General features: G+C 60.7%; 19 protein-coding genes and 1 pseudogene. 14 read left to right on the forward strand and 6 right to left on the reverse strand.

What is annotated here, in order from left to right; genetic code table 11:
• Nucleotides 1-77: 77 nt before the first annotated feature.
• From gatB to gatC, 3 genes are read right to left on the reverse strand one after another with little or no spacing between them, the layout of a single operon-like run.
• A complete protein-coding gene (gene gatB, locus HP062_RS25665) occupies nucleotides 78-1523 on the reverse strand; it encodes an Asp-tRNA(Asn)/Glu-tRNA(Gln) amidotransferase subunit GatB (protein WP_172792265.1) in 1446 nt (481 codons plus the stop codon).
• A 10-nt stretch (nucleotides 1524-1533) separates the two neighbouring features.
• Complete coding sequence (gene gatA, locus HP062_RS25670; protein WP_077747416.1) at nucleotides 1534-2985, reverse strand: Asp-tRNA(Asn)/Glu-tRNA(Gln) amidotransferase subunit GatA; 1452 nt, start codon at nucleotides 2983-2985, stop codon at nucleotides 1534-1536.
• Nucleotides 2986-3001: 16 nt separating this feature from the next.
• Nucleotides 3002-3289: an Asp-tRNA(Asn)/Glu-tRNA(Gln) amidotransferase subunit GatC gene (gene gatC, locus HP062_RS25675; RefSeq protein WP_007901429.1), complete on the reverse strand. Its 288-nt coding sequence runs from the start codon at nucleotides 3287-3289 to the stop codon at nucleotides 3002-3004.
• Between the two features lie 210 nt (nucleotides 3290-3499).
• Between gatC and mreB the strand changes: the two genes are divergently transcribed.
• The 8 genes from mreB (at nucleotide 3500) to tldD (ending at nucleotide 14822) form a co-directional block, all read left to right on the forward strand.
• A complete protein-coding gene (gene mreB / locus HP062_RS25680) occupies nucleotides 3500-4537 on the forward strand; it encodes a rod shape-determining protein MreB (protein ID WP_002555108.1) in 1038 nt (345 codons plus the stop codon).
• Nucleotides 4538-4725: 188 nt separating this feature from the next.
• A complete protein-coding gene (mreC, locus tag HP062_RS25685; protein ID WP_372242829.1) occupies nucleotides 4726-5811 on the forward strand; it encodes a rod shape-determining protein MreC in 1086 nt (361 codons plus the stop codon).
• Complete coding sequence (mreD, locus tag HP062_RS25690) at nucleotides 5811-6302, forward strand: rod shape-determining protein MreD (protein WP_010463359.1); 492 nt, start codon at nucleotides 5811-5813, stop codon at nucleotides 6300-6302. Before mreC ends, mreD begins: the two co-directional genes overlap by 1 nt.
• Before the next feature lie 43 nt (nucleotides 6303-6345).
• Nucleotides 6346-6942, forward strand: a complete 597-nt coding sequence (locus HP062_RS25695) for a nucleoside triphosphate pyrophosphatase (RefSeq protein WP_172792266.1) — start codon at nucleotides 6346-6348, stop codon at nucleotides 6940-6942.
• Nucleotides 6943-6999: 57 nt separating this feature from the next.
• Nucleotides 7000-8457, forward strand: coding sequence for a ribonuclease G (gene rng / locus HP062_RS25700; RefSeq protein WP_010463355.1), 1458 nt, complete (start codon nucleotides 7000-7002; stop codon nucleotides 8455-8457).
• Between the two features lie 75 nt (nucleotides 8458-8532).
• Nucleotides 8533-12336, forward strand: a complete 3804-nt coding sequence (locus tag HP062_RS25705) for a YhdP family protein (RefSeq protein WP_172792267.1) — start codon at nucleotides 8533-8535, stop codon at nucleotides 12334-12336.
• Nucleotides 12337-12514: 178 nt separating this feature from the next.
• A complete protein-coding gene (locus tag HP062_RS25710) occupies nucleotides 12515-13375 on the forward strand; it encodes a carbon-nitrogen hydrolase family protein (protein WP_172792268.1) in 861 nt (286 codons plus the stop codon).
• Between the two features lie 4 nt (nucleotides 13376-13379).
• Nucleotides 13380-14822, forward strand: coding sequence for a metalloprotease TldD (tldD, locus tag HP062_RS25715; protein ID WP_154503114.1), 1443 nt, complete (start codon nucleotides 13380-13382; stop codon nucleotides 14820-14822).
• Nucleotides 14823-14871: 49 nt separating this feature from the next.
• Here tldD and yjgA read toward each other — a convergent pair whose 3' ends face one another.
• Nucleotides 14872-15396: a ribosome biogenesis factor YjgA gene (gene yjgA, locus HP062_RS25720; protein ID WP_010463348.1), complete on the reverse strand. Its 525-nt coding sequence runs from the start codon at nucleotides 15394-15396 to the stop codon at nucleotides 14872-14874.
• 108 nt (nucleotides 15397-15504) lie between these two features.
• On the opposite strand from yjgA, the gene pmbA reads away from it, so the two are divergent.
• The 6 genes and pseudogenes from pmbA to HP062_RS25750 all read left to right on the forward strand — a co-directional run bounded on the left by pmbA (nucleotide 15505) and on the right by HP062_RS25750 (nucleotide 20862).
• On the forward strand, nucleotides 15505-16851 hold the full coding sequence (gene pmbA, locus HP062_RS25725) for a metalloprotease PmbA (protein WP_010463346.1): 1347 nt from the start codon (nucleotides 15505-15507) through the stop codon (nucleotides 16849-16851).
• 248 nt (nucleotides 16852-17099) lie between these two features.
• The gene (locus HP062_RS25730) at nucleotides 17100-17513 is read left to right on the forward strand and encodes a FagA protein (RefSeq protein ID WP_077747419.1); all 414 of its coding nucleotides are present in this window, start codon (nucleotides 17100-17102) and stop codon (nucleotides 17511-17513) included.
• On the forward strand, nucleotides 17488-18870 hold the full coding sequence (locus HP062_RS25735) for an aspartate ammonia-lyase (RefSeq protein WP_172792269.1): 1383 nt from the start codon (nucleotides 17488-17490) through the stop codon (nucleotides 18868-18870). The genes HP062_RS25730 and HP062_RS25735 overlap by 26 nt, the downstream gene beginning before the upstream one ends.
• A gap of 27 nt (nucleotides 18871-18897) precedes the next feature.
• A pseudogene (locus tag HP062_RS25740) lies at nucleotides 18898-19325 on the forward strand (hypothetical protein).
• Nucleotide 19326: 1 nt separating this feature from the next.
• Nucleotides 19327-19938, forward strand: coding sequence for a superoxide dismutase (locus tag HP062_RS25745; RefSeq protein ID WP_083375016.1), 612 nt, complete (start codon nucleotides 19327-19329; stop codon nucleotides 19936-19938).
• Between the two features lie 30 nt (nucleotides 19939-19968).
• Nucleotides 19969-20862, forward strand: a complete 894-nt coding sequence (locus HP062_RS25750; RefSeq protein WP_010463335.1) for a ZIP family metal transporter — start codon at nucleotides 19969-19971, stop codon at nucleotides 20860-20862.
• 8 nt (nucleotides 20863-20870) lie between these two features.
• On the opposite strand, the gene HP062_RS25755 is transcribed toward HP062_RS25750, so the two are convergent.
• Both HP062_RS25755 and rapZ read right to left on the reverse strand, forming a co-directional pair.
• Complete coding sequence (locus HP062_RS25755; RefSeq protein WP_010463334.1) at nucleotides 20871-21146, reverse strand: HPr family phosphocarrier protein; 276 nt, start codon at nucleotides 21144-21146, stop codon at nucleotides 20871-20873.
• A gap of 15 nt (nucleotides 21147-21161) precedes the next feature.
• Nucleotides 21162-22019, reverse strand: a complete 858-nt coding sequence (rapZ, locus tag HP062_RS25760) for an RNase adapter RapZ (RefSeq protein WP_010463332.1) — start codon at nucleotides 22017-22019, stop codon at nucleotides 21162-21164.
• Nucleotides 22020-22021 lie beyond the last annotated feature (2 nt).

Consider the following 22021-nt stretch of genomic DNA (forward strand, 5'->3'; position numbering starts at 1 on the left):
GGATGTGCTGCCGTCATCGCGAGCAGGCTCGCTCCCACAGGGATCGGAGCCAGGCTTTAAATCTGGCTCCATGCTCATCAGCCTTCGAGCTTGCTTTTCAGCAGTTCGTTGACCTGTTGCGGGTTGGCCTTGCCTTTGGAGGCTTTCATGGCCTGGCCGACGAAGAAGCCGAACATCTTGCCGCGTTTGGCTTCGTCTGCCGCGCGGTATTGCTCGACCTGCTCGGCGTTGGCCGCGAGCATTTCGTCCAGCACCGCCGAGATCGCGCCGCTGTCGGTCACTTGCTTGAGGCCGCGCTTGTCGATGATCTCGTCCGCGCTGCCTTCGCCGTTGGCCATCGCTTCAAACACCACCTTGGCGATCTTGCCGGAGATGGTGTTGTCCTTGATGCGCAGCAGCATGCCGCCCAGTTGCTCGGCCGAGACCGGCGACTGGTCGATTTCAACGCCTTGCTTGTTCAGCAGGCTGCCCAGTTCAACCATCACCCAGTTGGCCGCCAGCTTGGCGTCGCCGCTGATGCTCACGACTTTCTCGAAGTAATCGGCTTGCTCGCGGCTGGTGGCCAGGACGCTGGCGTCATACACCGACAGGCCGAACTGCGCCTGGAAGCGCTCGCGTTTCTGTGGTGGCAATTCCGGCAGCGTGGCGCGTACTTCGTCGAGGAACGAGTCCTCGATGATCACCGGCAGCAGATCCGGATCGGGGAAGTAACGGTAGTCGTTAGCTTCCTCTTTGCTGCGCATCGGACGGGTTTCGTCCTTGTTCGGATCGTACAGACGGGTCTGCTGGATCACTTTGCCGCCGTCTTCGATCAGCTCGATCTGACGACGCACTTCGCTGTTGATCGCCTTCTCGATGAAGCGGAACGAGTTGACGTTCTTGATCTCGCAGCGCGTGCCGAATTCAACCTGGCCTTTCGGGCGGATCGACACGTTGCAGTCACAACGCAGCGAGCCTTCGGCCATGTTTCCGTCGCAGATGCCCAGGTAACGCACCAGCGCGTGGATGGTCTTGACGTAGGCCACGGCTTCCTTGGCGCTGCGCATGTCCGGCTCGGAGACGATTTCCAACAGCGGCGTGCCGGCACGGTTCAGGTCGATGCCGGTGGCGCCGTTGAACTCTTCGTGCAGGCTTTTACCGGCGTCTTCTTCCAGGTGCGCACGGGTGACGCCGACACGTTTGATCGTGCCGTCTTCCATGGCGATGTCCAGGTGGCCCTTGCCGACGATCGGCAACTCCATCTGGCTGATCTGGTAGCCCTTCGGCAGATCCGGGTAGAAATAGTTTTTACGGGCGAACACGTTGTGCTGGCCGATCTCGGCATCGATCGCCAGGCCGAACATCACGGCCATGCGCACGGCTTCCTGATTCAGCACCGGCAGTACGCCAGGCATGCCGAGGTCAACGAGGCTGGCCTGGGTGTTCGGCTCGGAACCGAACGTGGTGGAGCTACCGGAAAAGATTTTCGACCGGGTGGTGAGCTGGGTATGAATCTCCAGCCCGATCACGACTTCCCATTGCATGTGTTTCTCCTCAGAAGCCGGTTGGGGTGCGGGTGTGCCAGTCAGTGTTCAATTGATACTGATGGGCAACGTTCAACAGGCGACCTTCCTGGAAATACGGGGCGAGCAATTGCACGCCGACCGGCAGGCCATCGACGAAACCGGCAGGCATGGACAAGCCCGGCAGACCCGCGAGGTTGGCGGTGATGGTGTAGACGTCTTCCAGGTACGCAGCCACCGGGTCGCTGTTTTTGGCGCCGAGCTTCCAGGCCGGGTTCGGCGTGGTTGGGCCGAGGATGATGTCGACCTCATTAAAGGCTGCCATGAAGTCGTTCTTGATCAAGCGACGGATCTTCTGCGCCTTCAAGTAGTAAGCGTCGTAGTAACCGGCCGACAGCGCGTAGGCACCGACCATGATCCGGCGCTGCACTTCCGGGCCGAAACCTTCGCCACGGGAACGCTTGTACAGATCGATCAGGTCTTTCGGGTTCTCGCAGCGATGGCCAAAGCGCACGCCGTCGAAACGCGACAGGTTGGAAGACGCTTCCGCCGGGGCGATCACGTAGTACGCCGGGATCGCGTGCTGCATGTTCGGCAGGCTGATTTCCTTGATCACGGCACCGAGCTTTTCCAGCTCCTTGATGCTGTTGTGGATCAGATCGGCAATGCGCGGGTCGAGGCCGGCGCCGAAGTATTCCTTGGGCACGCCGATGCGCAGGCCTTGCAGCGAGCCGTTGAGGCTGGCGCTGTAATCAGGCACTGGCTCGTCGATGCTGGTGGAATCTTGCGGGTCGAAACCGGCCATGCCTTGCAGCAGGATCGCGCAGTCTTCGGCGGTGCGAGCCAGAGGGCCGCCCTGATCGAGGCTGGACGCGTAGGCAATCATGCCCCAGCGCGAAACACGACCGTACGTCGGTTTCAGGCCGGTGAGGTTGGTCAGTGCGGCAGGCTGGCGGATCGAGCCGCCGGTGTCGGTGCCGGTGGCTGCCGGCAACAGACGAGCGGCAACGGCTGCAGCCGAACCACCGGACGAACCGCCCGGAACGTATTCCAGGTTCCACGGGTTTTTCACCGGGCCGTAGTAGCTCGACTCGTTGGCCGACCCCATGGCGAACTCGTCCATGTTGGTCTTGCCCAGGGTCACTGCGCCGGCAGCCGCCAGTTTGGCAACGACCGTGGCGTCGTACGGGGCTTTGAAGTTGTCGAGCATCTTCGAGCCACAGCTGGTGCGGATGCCCAGGGTGCAGAACAGGTCTTTGTGGGCGATCGGCGCGCCGAGCAGGGCGCCGCTCTCACCTTTGGCGCGGCGTGCGTCAGCGGCTTTCGCCTGCTGGAGCGCCAGGTCTTCGGTGAGGCTGATGAAGCTGTTGAGCTGCGGATCGAGCTGGGCGATACGCGCCAGCAGGGTTTTGGTCAGCTCTTCGGAAGAAAACTTTTTATCGGCGAGTCCGCGGGCGATCTCGGCCAGAGTCAATTGATGCATTGCAGGCTCTTTCCCTTTAGTCGATGACTTTCGGAACCAGGTACAGGCCGTTTTCGACCGCTGGTGCGATGGACTGGTAGGCCTCGCGATGATTGGTCTCGGTCACGACGTCTGCACGCAGGCGCTGGCTGGCTTCCAGTGGGTGGGCGAGCGGCTCGATACCGTCGGTATTGACCGCCTGCATTTCGTCGACCAGCCCGAGAATGCTGTTCAGGGCTGAAGTAATGTGTGGAAGATCGGCATCATTGAGGCCAAGGCAGGCCAGATGAGCGATTTTTTCCACGTCGGAGCGTTCAAGCGCCATGGGAATCTCCAGTGGAAAACAGAACGGACGGCGTCCGTGTGTTAGATTGTCGGAACACTACCGCATTTCTACGGTCATAAGGCCGCGATTGTGGGGGTTGGTGCACAGAAAAGCGGCCAATTTAACATATTGGCGCCTTGCCCAAAATCCCTGTCGTTGTTAGAGTTTGCCGCACTTTTTTACCCACGCGTTGCCTAGGGTCCCTTTCCCATGTTCAAGAAACTGCGTGGCATGTTTTCCAGCGATCTTTCCATTGACCTGGGCACTGCCAACACCCTTATTTACGTGCGCGAGCGCGGTATCGTCCTGAATGAGCCATCGGTTGTGGCTATTCGGACACACGGTAACCAGAAAAGTGTCGTTGCTGTCGGCACCGAGGCGAAGCGTATGCTCGGCCGTACGCCGGGCAACATTGCTGCCATTCGTCCGATGAAGGACGGCGTGATTGCCGACTTCAGCGTCTGCGAAAAGATGCTGCAATACTTTATCAACAAGGTTCACGAAAACAGCTTCCTGCAGCCAAGCCCGCGTGTGCTGATCTGCGTTCCGTGCAAATCCACCCAGGTTGAGCGTCGTGCCATCCGTGAATCGGCCCTTGGTGCCGGTGCACGTGAAGTGTTCCTGATCGAAGAGCCGATGGCTGCCGCGATCGGTGCCGGCCTGCCGGTTGAAGAAGCACGCGGTTCAATGGTCGTCGATATCGGTGGCGGTACCACTGAAATCGCGCTGATCTCCCTGAACGGTGTGGTGTACGCCGAATCCGTTCGTGTTGGCGGCGACCGCTTCGACGAAGCGATTATCACCTATGTGCGTCGCAACTACGGCAGCCTGATCGGCGAATCCACCGCCGAGCGCATCAAGCAGGAAATCGGTACGGCCTACCCGGGCGGCGAAGTGCGTGAAGTCGACGTTCGTGGCCGTAACCTGGCCGAAGGCGTTCCACGTGCCTTCACCCTGAACTCCAACGAAGTGCTGGAAGCTCTGCAAGAGTCCCTGGCCACCATCGTTCAGGCTGTGAAAAGTGCGCTGGAGCAATCGCCTCCGGAACTGGCTTCCGACATCGCCGAGCGTGGCCTGGTACTGACCGGTGGTGGCGCCTTGTTGCGTGACCTCGACAAGTTGCTGGCCCAGGAAACAGGTCTGCCGGTGATCGTTGCCGAAGACCCGCTGACCTGCGTTGCTCGCGGCGGTGGCCGTGCATTGGAAATGATGGATAAACACACCATGGACCTGCTGTCGAGCGAGTGATCTCGCCCGATGCATCTATGCTGTTGAGCGCGCAGGCGGCACTTTGCAGTGCTGCCTGTTTGCGTTTACCTTCTGTCAGTCTGTATCCAGGCCGGTCTGCCGTATGAATAAACAAAACATTTGCCTGGGAGGAGCGGCTTATTAAACCGCTTTTCACCAAAGGGCCTTCACTGGGCGTGCGCTTGTTGGTGCTGGTCGTGCTATCGGTCGCGCTGATGGTGGTCGATGCCCGCTTCACACTGCTCAAGCCAGTGCGTAGCCAAATGTCGCTGGTACTGATGCAGTCTTACTGGATCACGGACCTGCCGCAGCGGCTATGGCAGGGGGTGGCCAGCCAGTTCGGCAGCCGTACCGAGCTCGTCGCCGAAAACGAAAAACTCAAGACCGAAAACCTGCTGTTGCAGGGTCGCATGCAAAAGCTTGCCGCCCTCACCGAGCAGAACGTTCGGCTGCGCGAGTTGCTCAATTCCTCTGCGCTGGTCAACGAGAAGGTCGAAGTGGCCGAGTTGATCGGCATGGACCCTAACCCCTTCACCCATCGCATCATCATCAATAAAGGTGAGCGTGACGGTGTGGTCCTCGGTCAGCCGGTGCTCGATGCCCGCGGCCTGATGGGCCAGGTGGTCGAATTGATGCCTTATACCTCCCGTGTGCTGTTGCTGACCGACACTACCCACAGTATTCCGGTGCAGGTAAACCGCAACGGTCTGCGGGCGATTGCCAGCGGCACCGGCAACCCGGAGCGCCTGGAACTGCGTCACGTCGCGGACACGGCTGATATCAAGGAAGGCGATCTGCTGGTCAGTTCCGGTCTCGGTCAGCGATTCCCTGCGGGTTACCCGGTTGCGACGGTCAAGGAAGTGATCCACGATTCCGGCCAGCCGTTTGCCATCGTGCGTGCCGTGCCGACCGCGGCGTTGAACCGCAGCCGTTACCTGCTGCTGGTGTTCACCGACGGTCGCACAGCCGAAGAGCGCGCCAACGATGCTGCCCAGGCGCAAGAAGCGCTGGACCAGCACGGCGGCGGGCCGATCATTCCGGCGACCGTGCCTAAACCTGTGCCGGCGACCGTGGTGGTGCCCGCGCCTGCTGCTACGCCCGCCGCAACACCGGCAGCACCAGCACCGGCGGCACCCCCGGCCAAACCTGCGGCCGCCAAGCCCCCTGCATCGCAACCTGCCGCAACCAAACCGCCGGCCACTCAACCGGCCGCGGTGAAGCCTGCCACCAAACCGCCTGTCTCCGCGCCGGCTTCCACAGGGGGACGAGAATAATGGTCGGTGCAACCGCATCCCGAAATGACTGGATGATCTGGCTGACGTTTGCCATTGGCATGCTGCTCAGCGTTTCACCGCTGCCGCAATTCATGGAAATCCTCCGTCCGCTCTGGCTGGCCTTGCTGCTGGCCTTCTGGGCGTTGTACTTGCCGCAGAAGGTCGGCATGGTCACCGCGTGGTGCCTGGGCCTGGCCGAAGACGTGCTGTACGGCACGTTGCTGGGCCAGAACGCGTTGATCCTGACCCTGATCACCTTCCTGGTGCTGTCGCTGCAACAGCGCCTGCGCATGTTCCCGATGTGGCAACAAAGCCTGGTGATCCTGGTCATCTTCGGCCTCGCGCAGCTTGTTCAACTATGGCTCAGCGCTTTGACCGGCAATCGACAGCCCACACTGGCGCTGGTCTTGCCAGCACTGGTCAGTGCATTACTCTGGCCGTGGATCAGCTACGGTTTGCGCGGTTTGCGTCGGCGCTACAAGATCAATTAATTCGGTCAGGCATCTGCCAGTACCTCGACAGGGAGATGTCTAGATGAAAGTGCTTTACCTCGCCTCAGGCTCGCCGCGTCGGCGTGAACTGCTCACGCAGATCGGCGTGCCGTTCTCCGCCATCAGCGCGGACATCGATGAAACCCCTTTAACTCAAGAATCCCCGTCGGACTATGTCGAGCGCCTGGCGCGCGGCAAAGCCGAGGCCGGGCGCGGCGCGGTCGTGTCCGACGCCGATTTTTGCGTGCTGGGCGCCGACACCGCCGTGGTGCTCAACTGGAAAATTCTCGGCAAACCGGTGGACGAAGCCGATGCGTGCGCCATGCTTATGATGTTGGCCGGTCAGGAACACGAAGTGTTGACCGCCATTGCGGTGCTCGACGGTGAGCGTTGTGAGTCCCGGGTAGTACGCAGTCTGGTGCGTTTTCGCAACATCGCTCACGATGAAGCGGCGGCCTACTGGGCCAGTGGCGAACCCCGTGACAAGGCCGGTGGTTATGGCATTCAAGGACTGGGCGCGGTGTTTGTCGCCGGGCTCAATGGCAGTTACTCGGCAGTGGTTGGACTGCCGCTGTGCGAAACCGCTGAGCTGCTCGGCCATTTCGGCATACCCTGTTGGCAAACCCTTAACGCGCGCTGAGCGTCGTACTGACAAGATGCGGCCATTATCGTGAACATGCCTGGACGAGACCCTGCCATGAGTGAAGAGATTCTGATCAACATCACGCCGATGGAATCGCGCGTGGCAGTGGTCGAAAACGGTGTCCTGCAAGAGGTCCACGTCGAGCGCACGCAAAAGCGCGGGATCGTCGGCAACATCTATAAAGGCAAGGTCGTGCGGGTATTGCCGGGCATGCAAGCCGCCTTCGTCGATATCGGCCTGGACCGCGCCGCGTTCATTCACGCCTCGGAAATATCCCTGCGCGAAGGCCCGGCGGTGGAGAGCATCAGCGCACTGGTTCACGAAGGCCAGAGTCTGGTTGTCCAGGTCACCAAGGACCCGATCGGCTCCAAAGGCGCACGCCTGACCACTCAGCTGTCGATTCCGTCGCGCTATCTGGTGTACATGCCGCGCACGGCCCACGTCGGCATTTCGCTGAAGATCGAAGACGAAGCCGAGCGCGAACGCCTCAAGCAAGTCGTCACCGATTGCGTGGCCAAAGAAGGCATCAAGGAGGCGGGCGGTTTTATCCTGCGTACCGCCGCCGAAGGGGCCGGTGCCGATGAAATCCTCATGGACATCCGCTACCTGCGCCGTCTCTGGGATCAGATCAACGAGCAGATCAAAACCATCGGTGCGCCGAGTGTGATCTACGAGGACCTCGGCCTGGCGTTGCGTACGCTGCGCGACCTGGTCAGCCCGAAGATCGAGAAGATCCGCATCGACTCTCGGGAAACCTTTCAGAAAACCACGCAGTTCGTCGCCGAACTGATGCCGGAAATCGCCGATCGTCTTGAACATTATCCGGGCGAGCGGCCGATTTTCGACCTGTACGGCGTCGAAGACGAAATCCAGAAAGCCCTCGAGCGCAAAGTGCCGCTCAAGTCTGGCGGTTATCTGGTGGTTGACCCGGCCGAAGCCATGAGCACCATCGACGTCAACACCGGGGCGTTCGTCGGCCATCGCAACCTCGAAGAAACCATCTTCAAGACCAACCTCGAAGCCGCGACCGCCATTGCCCGCCAGCTGCGCCTGCGCAATCTGGGCGGGATCATCATCATCGACTTCATCGACATGGAAGACGAAGAGCACCAGCGCCAGGTGCTGCGGACCCTCGAGAAGCAGCTCGAGCGCGATCACGCCAAGACCAACATCATTGGCATCACCGAGTTGGGCCTGGTGCAGATGACGCGCAAGCGCACCCGTGAAAGCCTCGAACAAGTGTTGTGCGAACCGTGCAGCAGCTGTCAGGGCCGCGGCAAGCTCAAGACGCCGGAAACGGTCTGCTATGAAATTTTCCGCGAAATCCTCCGCGAGGCGCGTGCCTATCAAGCGGAAGGCTATCGTGTATTGGCGAACCAGAAAGTCGTCGACCGTTTGCTTGATGAAGAGTCGGGTAATGTCGCTGAGCTTGAAGGATTTATCGGACGCACCATTCGTTTCCAGGTGGAAACCATGTATTCCCAGGAACAATACGACGTGGTGCTGCTCTGAATCGCTGTGTTTCACCCTTACTAGAACGGCTGGCCTCAGCTTTTTGCAGTATTTTTGCCATGGGAGCCAACTGACATGGAACGTCTGACACGCATTTTGGCCGCACTGACCCGCTGGGGTCTTGGCCTGTGCGCGTTGGTCCTGGTGTTGATGGCGTTGTACGTCAGCCTCGGCCGGGAGCTGACGCCTCTGGTGGCCGAATACCGCGCCGACGTCGAAACCAAAGCCAGCGCCGCCTTGGGCATGCCGCTGCAGATCGGCAAGCTGGAAGGTAACTGGAGCGGCTTCGCGCCGATTTTGCTGGCGCACGATGTGACGGTCGGCGAGGGCGCCAACGCCCTGCACCTGGATCAGGTGCGAGCGGTGCCAGACCTTTGGGAAAGCCTGTTGGCTCGCGAAGTGCGCATTGCCCACCTGGAACTCAACGGCCTGAAGATCAGCCTCAAGGAAGGCGCGGACGGTCAGTGGGCGCTGGAAGGGTTGCCCGTGCAACAGGACCAGCCGCTTGATCCGGAGCAACTGCTCAACCGCCTGCAAATGGTCCAGCAGCTATCGGTAATCGACAGTCAGGTGACGTTGCAACCTGTGGACCACTCGCCGCTGACCCTGACCTACGTTGGCCTGAATCTGAAAACCGGCGTCTCCCGCCAGCGCCTCGATGTCCGTCTTAATCTGCCAGATGGTCAACCGGTGGCCATGAGTGTGCACACGCGGATCCGCGCCAGCCAGTGGAAGGATGGCGAGGCCGAGGCCTACCTGAGCCTGCCGCAAAGCGACTGGTCGAAATGGTTGCCCGAGCGCCTGACTCGGCAATGGAACTTCTCCGAGCTCAAGGCCGGCGGCGAGCTTTGGGTGAACTGGGGCAAAGGCGCGCTGCAAAGCGGTGCCATTCGTTTGAACGCGCCGCAACTCAAGGGCGCCTTCGGCGAACGCAAGCCGATCCAGATCAACAATCTGGCGCTCAACGGTTATTTTCAGCGCAGCACCGAAGGCATGCTGGTGACCCTTGATTCTCTGGCCATGAACTTCGGCGAGACCCGCTGGGAGTCGCGCTTGCAACTTCGACAAACCGTCGCCACCGACAAGGCTGAAGAACTTTGGCACTTGCAGGCCGACCGCCTCGACCTCACTCCGCTCACGCCGCTGATTAACGCCTTGGGGCCGCTGCCCGAAGGCGTTGCCACCGCGGTCGAGCGACTCAAGGTGACCGGTGGGCTGCGCAACGTGCTGATCGATCTGCGTCCCAATGCCACCGATGACAGCAAGTTCAGCTTTGCTGCCAACCTCGATCAGGTCGGCTTCGACGCGTATCACGGCGCTCCGGCAGCGCGAAATGTCAGCGGCAGCATCAGCGGTGACCTCGGTCAGGGCGAACTGCGGATGGACAGCAAGGATTTTGTCCTGCACCTGGATCCGATTTTCGCCAAGCCGTGGCAATACATTCAGGCCAACGCCCGGCTGACCTGGAAGCTCGACAAGGAAAGCTTCACCCTGATCGCGCCGTACCTGAAGGTGCTGGGGGAGGAGGGCAAGATTGCCGGCGACTTCCTGATCCGCCTGCATTTCGACCACACCCAGGAAGACTACATGGACCTGCGGGTCGGCCTGGTGGACGGCGACGGTCGCTACACCGCCAAGTACCTGCCGACCATGCTCAGCCCGGCGCTGGACGAATGGTTGCGCACGGCGATTCTCAAAGGCGCGGTGGACCAGGGCTTCTTCCAGTATCAGGGCTCGCTGAACCACGGCGCCGCCGACACCGCGCGCAGCATCAGCCTGTTCTTCAAGGTGCACGATGCCGAACTGGCCTTTCAGCCGGGTTGGCCGCATGTCAGCAAGGTCACCGGTGATGTGTTCGTGGAAGACAGTGGCGTGCGAGTTCTGGCCAGTAAGGGCCAATTGCTCGACACGCAGGTTCGAGACATTTACGTCAATATTCCCCATGCGCCGGAAGGGCAAAGCGTTCACCTGTTCCTCGACGGCGGGTTTTCCGGCGGGTTGGGTGATGGCCTGAAGATTCTCCAGGACGCGCCAATCGGCACGGCTGAAACCTTTGCCGGATGGGAAGGCGAGGGCGATCTGCAAGGCAAGCTGAAGCTGGATATTCCACTGGTCAAAGGCGAGCAGCCGAAGATTCTTGTCGACTTCAAGACCGGCAAGGCGCGGTTGAAGCTGGCCGAGCCTTCCCTGGAGTTGACGCAGCTCAAAGGTGATTTCCGCTTCGACAGCGCCAAGGGCTTGAGCGGACAGAACATCACCGCGCGTGCCTTCGATAAACCGGTCACCGCGCAGATTTTTGCCGATGGCAGCGCGGGCAATCTCAAGACTCGTGTGACGGCCTCCGGTCAGGTCGAGGTCAAGAAGCTCACTGACTGGTTGAGCGTCACCCAGCCATTGCCGGTGTCCGGCCTGATCCCGTATCAACTGCAACTGAGCCTGGATGGCCCTGACAGCCAGCTCTCGGTCAATTCCAGCCTCAAAGGCGTGGCGATCGACTTGCCGGCGCCGTTTGGCATGACTGCCGATGCTGGCCGCGACACTACGTTCCGCATGACCCTGCAAGGGCCGGAACGCCGCTACTGGGTCAATTATGGTGCGCTGGCAGACTTCACGTTTGCGGCGCCGCCCGGCAATTTTGCCGACGGTCGTGGCGAGTTGTTCCTGGGCGGCGGCAGTGCCGTGCTGCCCGGCGCCAAAGGGCTGCGAGTGCGCGGCGTGCTGTCGGAACTGGATGTCGGGCCATGGAAGGATCTGGCGGACAAGTACGCTGGCCAGGATCCGGGCGGCAGTGCCAAGCAGTTGCTCAGCAGTGCAGACTTCAAGGTTGGCAAGCTCAGCGGTGTCGGCACGACGCTCGATCAGGCCTCGGTGCAGTTGAACCGCAAACCGGCTGCGTGGGCCTTGCAACTCGACAGTCAGCAGGTCAAGGGCAGCGCGAGCATCCCTGATGCGAAAGGCGCGCCGATTGCGATCAATCTGCAAACCGTGCGGTTGCCGGCACCCGACCCGACGGTCCTCGCCGACGAAAACTCACCGGATCCACTGGCCTCGGTGGACCCGACCAAGATCCCGGCGCTGGACATCACCATCAATCAGCTGTTCCAGGGGCAGGACCTCGTCGGCGCCTGGTATCTGAAAGTCCGTCCGACTGCCAAAGGTATTGCGCTCAATACTCTGGACCTGGGCCTCAAAGGTATTTTGTTGCAGGGCAGTGGCGGCTGGGAGGGCATACCTGGCAGCTCCAGCAGTTGGTACAAAGGACGGATCAGCGGCAAGAATCTCGCTGACGTGCTCAAAGGCTGGGGTTTCGCGCCGAGCGTCACCAGTGAAGAGTTTCACATGGATGTCGACGGTCGCTGGCCGGGTTCACCGGCGTGGCTGGCCACCAAACGTTTCTCCGGCACCCTCGATGCTTCGTTGAATAAAGGCCAGTTCGTTGAGGTCGAAGGCAGCGCCCAGGCCCTGCGGGTGTTTGGCCTGCTCAACTTCAACTCGATCGGTCGTCGTCTGCGCCTGGACTTCTCCGACCTGTTCGGCAAAGGCTTGAGTTATGACCGGGTCAAAGGTCTGCTGGCCGCGACCAACGGGGTTTATGTGACGCAGGAACCGATCCTGCTGACTGGCCCGTCGAGCAACATCGAACTGAACGGTACCCTGAACCTGGTGGCCGACCAGGTTGACGCGAAACTGCTGGTGACTTTGCCGGTGACCAACAACCTGCCGATTGCCGCGTTGATTGTCGGCGCACCGGCCATCGGCGGTGCGCTGTTCCTGATCGACAAGCTGATCGGTGACCGCGTGGCACGTTTCGCCAGCGTCAAATACACCGTCAAAGGCCCATGGAAAGAGCCGAAAATCACCTTCGACAAGCCTTTTTGAAAAGCCACTCTCCAGATCTATGGAGTAGCATGGTCCTCGGTTCTGATGCTACGCCCCTGATCTTTGTAGGAGCGAGGCTTGCCCGCGAATCGACGCACCGCAGTGTGTCAGGCAAGATGCCTTCGCGGGCAAGCCTCGCTCCTACAGGGTTGTGTTGATTCCCGATAAGGAAAAGGCCATGTCTTTTGCGGTGATTCAAATGGTCAGCCAGAGCGATGTGCTGGCCAACCTGGCCCGGGCCCGGCATCTGCTCGAAGAGGCGGCGGCGGGTGGCGCGCAGCTGGCGGTGCTGCCGGAAAACTTCGCCGCCATGGGCCGTCGCGACATTGCTGACATCGGCCGCGCCGAGGCGTTGGGTGAAGGTCCGATCCTGCCGTGGTTGAAACAGACCGCCCGTGACCTCAAGTTATGGATAGTGGCCGGCACGTTGCCGTTGCCGCCGTTGGGCCATCCGACGTCCAAGGCGCATGCCTGTTCGTTGCTGGTCAATGATCAGGGCGAAACGGTGGCGCGCTACGACAAGCTGCACCTGTTCGACGTGGATGTGGCAGACAATCGCGGGCGTTATCGCGAATCCGATGACTATGCTTATGGCAGTGGGATTGTGGTGGCGGACACGCCCGTCGGCCGGGTCGGCCTGACAGTGTGTTACGACCTGCGTTTCCCGGAGTTGTACAGCGAATTGCGGGCTGCGGGCGCGCAATTGATTACCGCACCGTCGGCATTTACCGCGGTGACCGGCGCAGCACATTGGGAGGTGCTGATTCGCGCGCGGGCCATCGAGACGCAATGTTATGTGCTCGCGGCCGCCCAGGGTGGGACGCATCCGGGACCGCGAGAAACCTGGGGGCACGCTGCAATCGTCGACCCTTGGGGACGCGTGCTGGCACAACAGGATCAAGGCGAGGCCGTGCTGCTGGCCGAACGCGATAGCAGCGAACAGGTGTCCATCAGGACGCGGATGCCGGTGTCCAGTCACCGGCGCTTTTTCTCGCAGGGCGCACAGCGACCTGCCCGGAACGACGAATTTAAGGCGTAAACATATGAGCGAGTTGTTGTCCTCCGTCAGTGAACACCTCCTGGCGCCCGGTGGCGTAACGATCGAGAGCCTGCAAGGTGTGCTCGGCGATCTGGCCGGTCCGGGCATCGATGCGGCGGATCTGTATTTCCAGGGGCAGATTTCCGAGTCCTGGGCGCTGGAAGACGGGATCGTCAAGGAGGGCAGCTTCAACCTCGACCAAGGCGTGGGCGTGCGTGCGCAATCGGGTGAAAAAACCGGTTTCGCCTACAGCAATGCCATCACCCTGGAAGCCCTCGGCGCTGCGGCCCGGGCGGCACGTTCGATCTCTCGCGCCGGGCAGAATGGCACGGTGCAGGCGTTCACCTCGGCTGACGTCGCCCAGTTGTACGGGCCGGACAACCCGCTGGAAGTGATGAGCCGCGCGGAAAAAGTCGAACTGCTCAAGCGCATCGACGTCGCGACTCGCGCCCTCGACCCGCGTATCCAGCAAGTCACCGTAAGCATGGCCGGCGTCTGGGAGCGCATTCTTGTCGCTTCGACCGACGGTAGCCTGGCCGCCGATGTGCGGCCGCTGGTGCGCTTCAACGTCAGCGTGATCGTCGAGCAAAACGGTCGCCGCGAGCGCGGTGGTCATGGCGGTGGCGGTCGTACCGATTACCGCTATTTCCTCAGCGATGACCGTGCCATGGGCTACGCCCGTGAAGCGCTGCGTCAGGCGCTGGTCAACCTTGAAGCCATTCCTGCGCCGGCCGGTACGTTGCCGGTGGTGTTGGGTTCGGGCTGGTCCGGCGTGCTGCTGCACGAAGCGGTCGGCCACGGTCTGGAAGGTGATTTCAACCGCAAGGGCAGTTCGGCCTACAGCGGGCGCATGGGCGAGATGGTTGCGTCCAAGTTGTGCACCATTGTCGATGACGGCACGCTGGCCGGTCGTCGTGGTTCCCTGAGCGTCGACGACGAAGGCACCCCGACCGAGTGCACCACATTGATCGAAAACGGCGTGCTCAAGGGTTACATGCAAGACAAGCTCAACGCACGCCTGATGGGCGTGGCCCGCACCGGCAACGGTCGTCGTGAGTCCTATGCGCATCTGCCGATGCCACGGATGACCAACACCTACATGCTGGCCGGCGAAAGCGACCCGGAAGAAATCATCAAGTCGGTCAAGCGCGGCATCTATTGCGCCAACCTCGGCGGCGGGCAGGTGGACATCACCAGCGGCAAGTTCGTGTTCTCCACCAGCGAGGCGTACCTGATCGAAGACGGCAAAATCACTGCCCCGGTCAAAGGCGCGACGTTGATCGGCAACGGCCCGGAAGCCATGAGCAAGGTGTCGATGGTCGGTAACGATCTGGCGCTGGACAGCGGTGTGGGGACGTGTGGCAAGGATGGGCAGTCGGTGCCGGTGGGTGTCGGCCAGCCAACGCTGAAAATCGATGCGATCACTGTGGGTGGCACAGGATCGTAAAAGGATGGAGCTTCGGGTGAGCCGCTTGGCGACTCACCCGATTCGAGATTTAACGCAGGCCGCGTTGAGTCTCGTCCAGCTCACGGATGTACTTGAAGATTTTACGGCTCGATGCCGGTGGCTTGTTGGTCGCCAGTTCGTGCTGGGCCTGACGGATCAGGGAGCGCAACTGCTGACGATCAGCCTCCGGGTAGTCGAGCACGAACTTCTCCAGGACCGCATCGTCGCCCGCGATCAAGCGATCGCGCCAGCGTTCCAGGCCATGGAAACGTTCGTTGTACTGCCGGGTGGAGGCATCGAGTTGATCGAGCAGCGCCAGAATGGCGTCAGTGTCCTGATCGCGCATCAGTTTGCCGATGAACATAAGGTGCCGTTTACGCGCGATATTCGCGGTGTGCTTGGGCGCATCAGCCAGTGCCCGGCGCATAGCGTCGGTCAACGGCAGTTTTGCCAGCAAGTCAGGCTTGAGCGTTGTAAGGCGCTCGCCGAGGTCAACCAGAGCATGAAGCTCGCGTTTAACCTGGGATTTGCTTTTTTCTCCCGTATCGAGGGAGTCGTCGTAAGAATCAACCATGGTGGCCGTCCGCAAAGAAACGCCGCCATGATAACCAGTCGGGGGCCGCTTGTCCGGCCCGGTCGCTCGAAGGCCCCAGCCGAAAGCAGAATTTGAGTGGAGAACAGCATGAGTGCAGTTGAAAGCGTCGGCCCACAAGCGTTGCCGGCACTGCAAGAACAAGTCGAGCAGATCATCGCTGAAGCCAAGCGTCAGGGGGCCAGTGCCTGTGAAGTGGCCGTGTCCCTGGAGCAGGGCCTGTCCACCTCGGTGCGCCAGCGTGAAGTCGAAACCGTCGAATTCAACCGCGACCAGGGCTTTGGCATCACCTTGTACGTCGGTCAGCGCAAAGGCTCGGCCAGCACCTCGGCCAGTGGTCCTGAGGCGATTCGTGAAACCGTCGCGGCGGCGTTGGCCATCGCCAAGCACACCTCCGAAGACGAAGCTTCCGGCCTGGCAGATGCCGCGCTGATGGCCAGGGATCTGCAGGATTTCGACCTGTTCCATGAATGGGACATCACCCCGGAGCAGGCCATCGAGCAGGCGCTGACCTGCGAAGCCGCGGCATTTGCCGCCGACAGTCGGATCAAGAACGCCGACGGTACGACTCTCAGCACCCATCAAGGCTGTCGCGTTTACGGCAACAGCCACGGTTTTATTGGCGGTTATGCGTCGACCCGGCACAGCCTGAGCTGCGTGATGATCGCCGAGGCTGACGGCCAGATGCAGCGCGATTACTGGTACGACGTGAACCGTCAGGGTAACTTGTTGGCCGACCCGGTGAGCATCGGCCAGCGTGCCGCGCAACGGGCCGCGAGCCGATTGGGCGCGCGTCCGGTGCCGACCTGTGAAGTGCCGGTGCTGTTTTCCGCGGAACTGGCCGGTGGCTTGTTCGGCAGCTTCCTCTCGGCGATTTCCGGCGGCAGCCTGTATCGCAAATCGTCGTTCCTTGAAGGCACGCTGGGTCAGAAACTGTTCCCGGAATGGCTGACCATCGATGAGCGTCCACACTTGATGCGCGCCATGGGCAGTTCGGCGTTCGACGGTGATGGTCTGGCGACTTACGCCAAACCGTTCGTCGAGAAAGGCGAGTTGGTGTCCTACATCCTCGGCACTTACTCCGGGCGCAAGTTGGGCATGCCGAGCACCGCCAACGCGGGTGGCGTGCACAACCTGTTCGTCACCCATGGTGATGAAGACCAAGCCGCCTTGCTGCGCCGCATGGGGCGTGGCTTGCTGGTCACCGAGCTGATGGGCCAGGGCCTGAACATGGTCACCGGCGATTACTCCCGGGGCGCGGCGGGTTACTGGGTCGAGAACGGCGAAATCCAGTTCGCGGTCCAGGAAGTGACCATCGCCGGCAACATGCGCGACATGTTCAAGCAGATCGTTGCCGTCGGTAATGACCTGGAATTGCGCAGTAATATTCGCACCGGTTCGGTGTTGATCGAGCGGATGACCGTCGCGGGCAGCTAAACCCTTACCGCTAAGCAAAAAAGCGCGCCACCCATCAGGTGGCGCGCTTTTTTTATGTGCCATGCACCGTTCCCTGTGGGAGCGAGCCTGCTCGCGATAGCGGAGTGTCAGACGACACAGATATTGAATATTCGGTCGCCTTCGCGAGCAGGCTCGCTCCCACAATGGATTTCGGTGCGTGCTCTCGGGGTTGTTTTGGTTCTCATTATCATCTAATAATAAATCTCATTACCGAATGAGCCCGGATCATGAGTTCTGCCTTGCACGAGCAGCCTTACCTCGAAAGCTGGCGCTGGATGAGTCGCCAGATCCGTTGCGCGATGGACCCCGACGAGCCGCGCCTGATCGAACATTACCTGGCTGAAGGCCGGTATCTGGCGTGTTGCACGGCCACTTCTCCCTGGACCATCGCCGAGACGTCCTTCCGTTTGTTGCTCGACACCGCCGCCGATGTCGCGCTGCCGTGGCACTGGCGGACTTACTGCCTCGACCAAGCCTGGCGCCCGCTGCGCGAACTCGAACGCCTCTCTCTGTGCAAATGCCGCCTCAAACGCTGGCAAAGCTACACCTGGCAACTGGCGATCTGCGAGTTACAGCCCTCGATTCCCCTAAACGAACTGGTGCAAGGATTTTCTGATGACAGACCCTCAGACTCGTATTGAGCGCGACAGCATGGGCGAGCTTCAAGTCCCGGTGGACGCCCTCTATGGCGCACAGACCCAACGTGCGGTGGATAACTTCCCGATCAGCGGCAAGCCGATGCCAGTGCAGTTCATCCGGTCGCTGATTCTGGCCAAAGCCGCCGCTGCCCGTGCCAATGTCGAGCTCAAGCAAATCAGCGAATCCCAGGGCAAAGCCATCGTCGATTCGTCACTGGGGCTGCTTCAGGGCGACTTCATGCAGCACTTCCCGGTGGACATCTTCCAGACCGGTTCCGGCACCAGTTCCAACATGAACGCCAACGAAGTGATTGCCACCCTGGCCAGCCGCTTGCTTGGCGAGCCGGTGAACCCTAATGATCATGTGAACTGCGGTCAAAGCAGCAACGACATTGTCCCGACCACCATCCATGTCAGCGCTGCACTTGCCTTGCATGAGCAGCTGCTGCCGGCGCTGGTGGGTCTGGTGCAGGTCATCGAGCGAAAGGCTGAAGAGGTTCATCACCACGTCAAAACCGGTCGCACGCACTTGATGGACGCCATGCCGGTGCGCATGAGTCAGGTCCTGAATGGCTGGGCGCAGCAGCTCAAGGCCAACATCGGTCACTTGCAGGACTTGCTGCCGAGCCTGCAATCCCTGGCTCAGGGCGGTACGGCGGTCGGCACCGGGATCAATGCACATCCGCAATTCGCAGCGCGTTTCAGCCAACAGCTGAGCGAGCTGACCCACGTTCAGTTCACGCCGGGCAAGGATCTGTTTGCGCTGATCGGCTCCCAGGACACTGCGGTGGCGGTCTACGGCCAGCTTAAAGCGACAGCGGTTTCTTTGATGAAAATCGCCAACGACCTGCGCTGGATGAACTCCGGCCCGCTGGCCGGCCTTGGCGAAATCGAACTTGAAGCCTTGCAGCCGGGCTCTTCGATCATGCCCGGCAAGGTCAACCCGGTGATCCCGGAAGCCACTGCCATGGTCGCCGCCCAGGTGATCGGCAATGACACAGTCATCACCATCGCCGGTCAGTCAGGCAATTTCGAGCTGAACGTGATGCTGCCGATCATCGCCCAGAACCTGCTGAGCAGCATCGAATTGCTGGCCAACTCCAGTCATCTGCTGGGTGAGAAGGCCATCGCCAGCTTCAAGGTCAACGAATCTCGAATCAAAGAGGCGCTGTCGCGCAACCCGATTCTGGTGACCGCACTCAACCCGATCATTGGTTACCAAAAAGCCGCTGAAATCGCCAAGAAGGCCTATCAACAGGGGCGTCCGGTGATCGATGTCGCCCTGGAGCACACCGACCTGACGCGCAGCCAACTGGAAGAATTACTCAACCCAGAGAAGCTCACCGCAGGCGGCGTGTAATCACCGCTACCGCTTTGGAGGCTCACCATGGAGCACTGGAAACGCACGATCGAAAGGGCCAATCGCCATTTCATGCTGGGCGAATTGGTCGATGCCCGCGAGGCTTACTTGCAGGCACTTGCCCTGGCCCAGGTGTTGTTCGAGCGCTGGGCGGATGCCGACGAAGCGGTGGCGGCCTGCGTGATTTCCCATCACAACCTGGCGGATCTGCATTTGCGTCTGAACCAGCCGGAGGAGAGCGCCGAATATTTGTGCGCGATCCATCAGCGGTTGTTGCAAACCCTGCAGGACCCGCGCCTGCCCCGGCACTGCGTGAAGCCGCACAGCGCCAAAGCAGCAAAACCTATGTCGAGCTGCTGAATTTCATCAGCGACCACGGCGAATATCCGCGCACCCACCGTTTGCTGCACACCGATACCGCATCGTCTGCGCCTCTACACCATGGAGTCCATTGAAATGGCTTTTACCTTGCCTGCCCTGCCTTACGCTTACGATGCCCTGGAACCGCATATCGATGCGCAGACCATGGAGATCCATTACACCAAGCACCACCAGACCTACATCAATAATCTCAACGCCGCGGTCGAAGGCACCGAATTTGCCGAGTGGTCGGTGGAAAAACTGGTCGCCAGCGTCCGGCAGCTGCCGGAAAAACTCCGCGCGGCGGTGATCAATCAGGGCGGCGGCCACGCCAACCATTCGCTGTTCTGGGAAGTGATGGCGCCTCACGGTGGCGGCAAACCCGAAGGTGCGCTGGCCAAGGCGATTGATGAGCAACTGGGTGGCCTGGACAGTTTCAAGGATGCCTTCACCAAAGCTGCGCTGACCCGCTTTGGCAGTGGCTGGGCCTGGCTCAGCGTCACGCCGCAAAAGACCCTGATAGTGGAAAGTAGCGGCAACCAGGACAGCCCGCTGATGAATGGCAATACGCCGATCCTTGGCCTGGATGTGTGGGAGCACGCTTACTACCTGCAATATCAGAACCGTCGTCCGGAATACATCAATGCGTTCTACAACGTGATCAATTGGCCTGAAGTCGCTACGCGTTATCAGGCTGCGCTGGTTTAAGTCCTCTATAAAAACAATCCAAGGCTGACTATGGGCACTGAAACACTGGCGTTTGGCAGCGGACGAATGTTTCGTTACGCGTTGGGATCGCTGTTGCTGCTGGCGGGCATGTCGTTGTTGGTCGCGCACGGACTGGCGTGGCTCGATCTCGAACCCAAGCTACTGCGTGCACTGCAGGGCGGGGCGATTTGTGCCCTGGGCACTGCGTTGGGTGCGGTTCCGGTGCTGGTGATTCGCCGCATGCCGCAGGCGGTCAGCGATACGTTGCTCGGTTTTGGTGCCGGAGTGATGCTCGCGGCGACGGCGTTTTCGCTGATCGTTCCGGGGATCTCGGCTGCTGAAAGCCTGGGGCTGACACCCTGGGCGGCCAGTGGCCTTATCAGCTTCGGCATCATGCTTGGCGCGTTCGGGCTGTTTCTGGTGGACCGTAAAGTGTCGGGCGCCTCGCCGGAAATGCTCGTTGGAGCCCTGGAGCGCCCGGTCATCCCGCCACGGATCTGGTTGTTTGTATTTGCCATCATTGCCCATAACATCCCCGAAGGCATGGCAGTCGGGGTTTCGGCCGGTGGTGGGATGCCGGATGCTGACAGCCTGGCCATGGGCATTGCGTTGCAGGATGTGCCGGAAGGGTTGGTGATTGCGCTGGTACTGGCAGGGGCGGGGATGTCGCGGGTCAAAGCTTTCCTGATCGGTGCGGCATCAGGTCTGGTGGAGCCGGTCTTTGCGCTGTTGTGCGCCTGGCTGGTGAGCCTGGCCGAATTGCTGTTGCCGTTAGGGTTGGCGTTGGCGGCGGGGGCGATGTTGCTGGTGGTCACCCATGAAGTGATTCCCGAGTCGCGGCGCAATGGTCACGACAAGCTGGCGAGTCTTGGGTTGTTGATCGGGTTTTGTTTGATGATGGTGATGGATACGGCGCTCGCTTAGGCGAATGTTCAACCGCCTTCGTCGAAGAAGTTATTGATCAGTGCGACCAGCGCATCCATCGCTTCCTGTTCCTGCTCGCCTTCAGTGCTCAGGTGGATTTTGGTGCCCTTGCCGGCGGCGAGCATCATCATGGCCATGATGCTTTTGCCATCGACCGCGGATTCTGGCGTACGACCTACTCTGATGGTGCAACCCGGGAACTGACCCGCAACGCCAACGAATTTTGCCGAAGCGCGGGCATGAAGGCCCAGCTTGTTGATGATTTCAATTTCCCGAGCAGGCATCGCGATGTGAATCCTTTAGCTGAGGTCGCGGTGGCGAACCTGGACGTTCTTCAGGGATTGTTGCAGGACCTGGCCCAGACGTTCGGTCAGGTAGACGGAGCGGTGGTGCCCGCCGGTGCAGCCAATGGCGATGGTGACATAAGCGCGGTTGCTGGCGGCAAAGCGCGGCAACCACTTGAGCAGGTACGTGGAGATGTCCTGGAACATCTCTTCGACGTCCGGTTGTGCCGCCAGGTATTCGGCCACCGGTTGATCAAGCCCGGATTGGTCGCGCAATTCCGGCTTCCAGTAAGGGTTGGGCAGGCAGCGCACGTCGAACACCAGGTCTGCATCAACCGGCATGCCCCGCTTGAACCCGAAAGACTCCACCAGGAACGCCGTGCCCGCTTCCGGCTGGTTCAGCAGACGCAGCTTGATGGTATCGCGCAGCTGATATAGGTTCAGGTTGGTGGTATTCACCTTGAGGTCCGCCAGATCGGCGATCGGACCCAGCAGGGCACTTTCGTCCTGAATTGCCTCGGCCAGCGAGCGATTGGCGTTGCTCAGCGGGTGGCGGCGGCGGGTTTCCGAGAAGCGTTTGAGCAACGTTTCTTCGTCGGCGTCCAGGTACAGCACATCACACTTGATATGCCGGCTGCGGACTTCTTCAAGCAATTCCGGAAACCGTGACAGGTGACTCGGCAGGTTGCGAGCATCGATGGATACCGCGACCAGCGGTTGTGCCAGCTCGGTATGAATCAGCGCGCGCTCGGCCAGTTCCGGCAGCAATCCGGCGGGCAGGTTGTCGATGCAGTAGTAGCCGTTGTCCTCGAGAACATCGAGTGCGGTACTTTTACCTGAGCCGGATCGGCCACTGACGATGATCAAGCGCATGG

Origin of the sequence: Pseudomonas sp. B14-6, assembly GCF_013260315.1 — a bacterium.
Classification (GTDB): domain Bacteria; phylum Pseudomonadota; class Gammaproteobacteria; order Pseudomonadales; family Pseudomonadaceae; genus Aquipseudomonas; species Aquipseudomonas mandelii.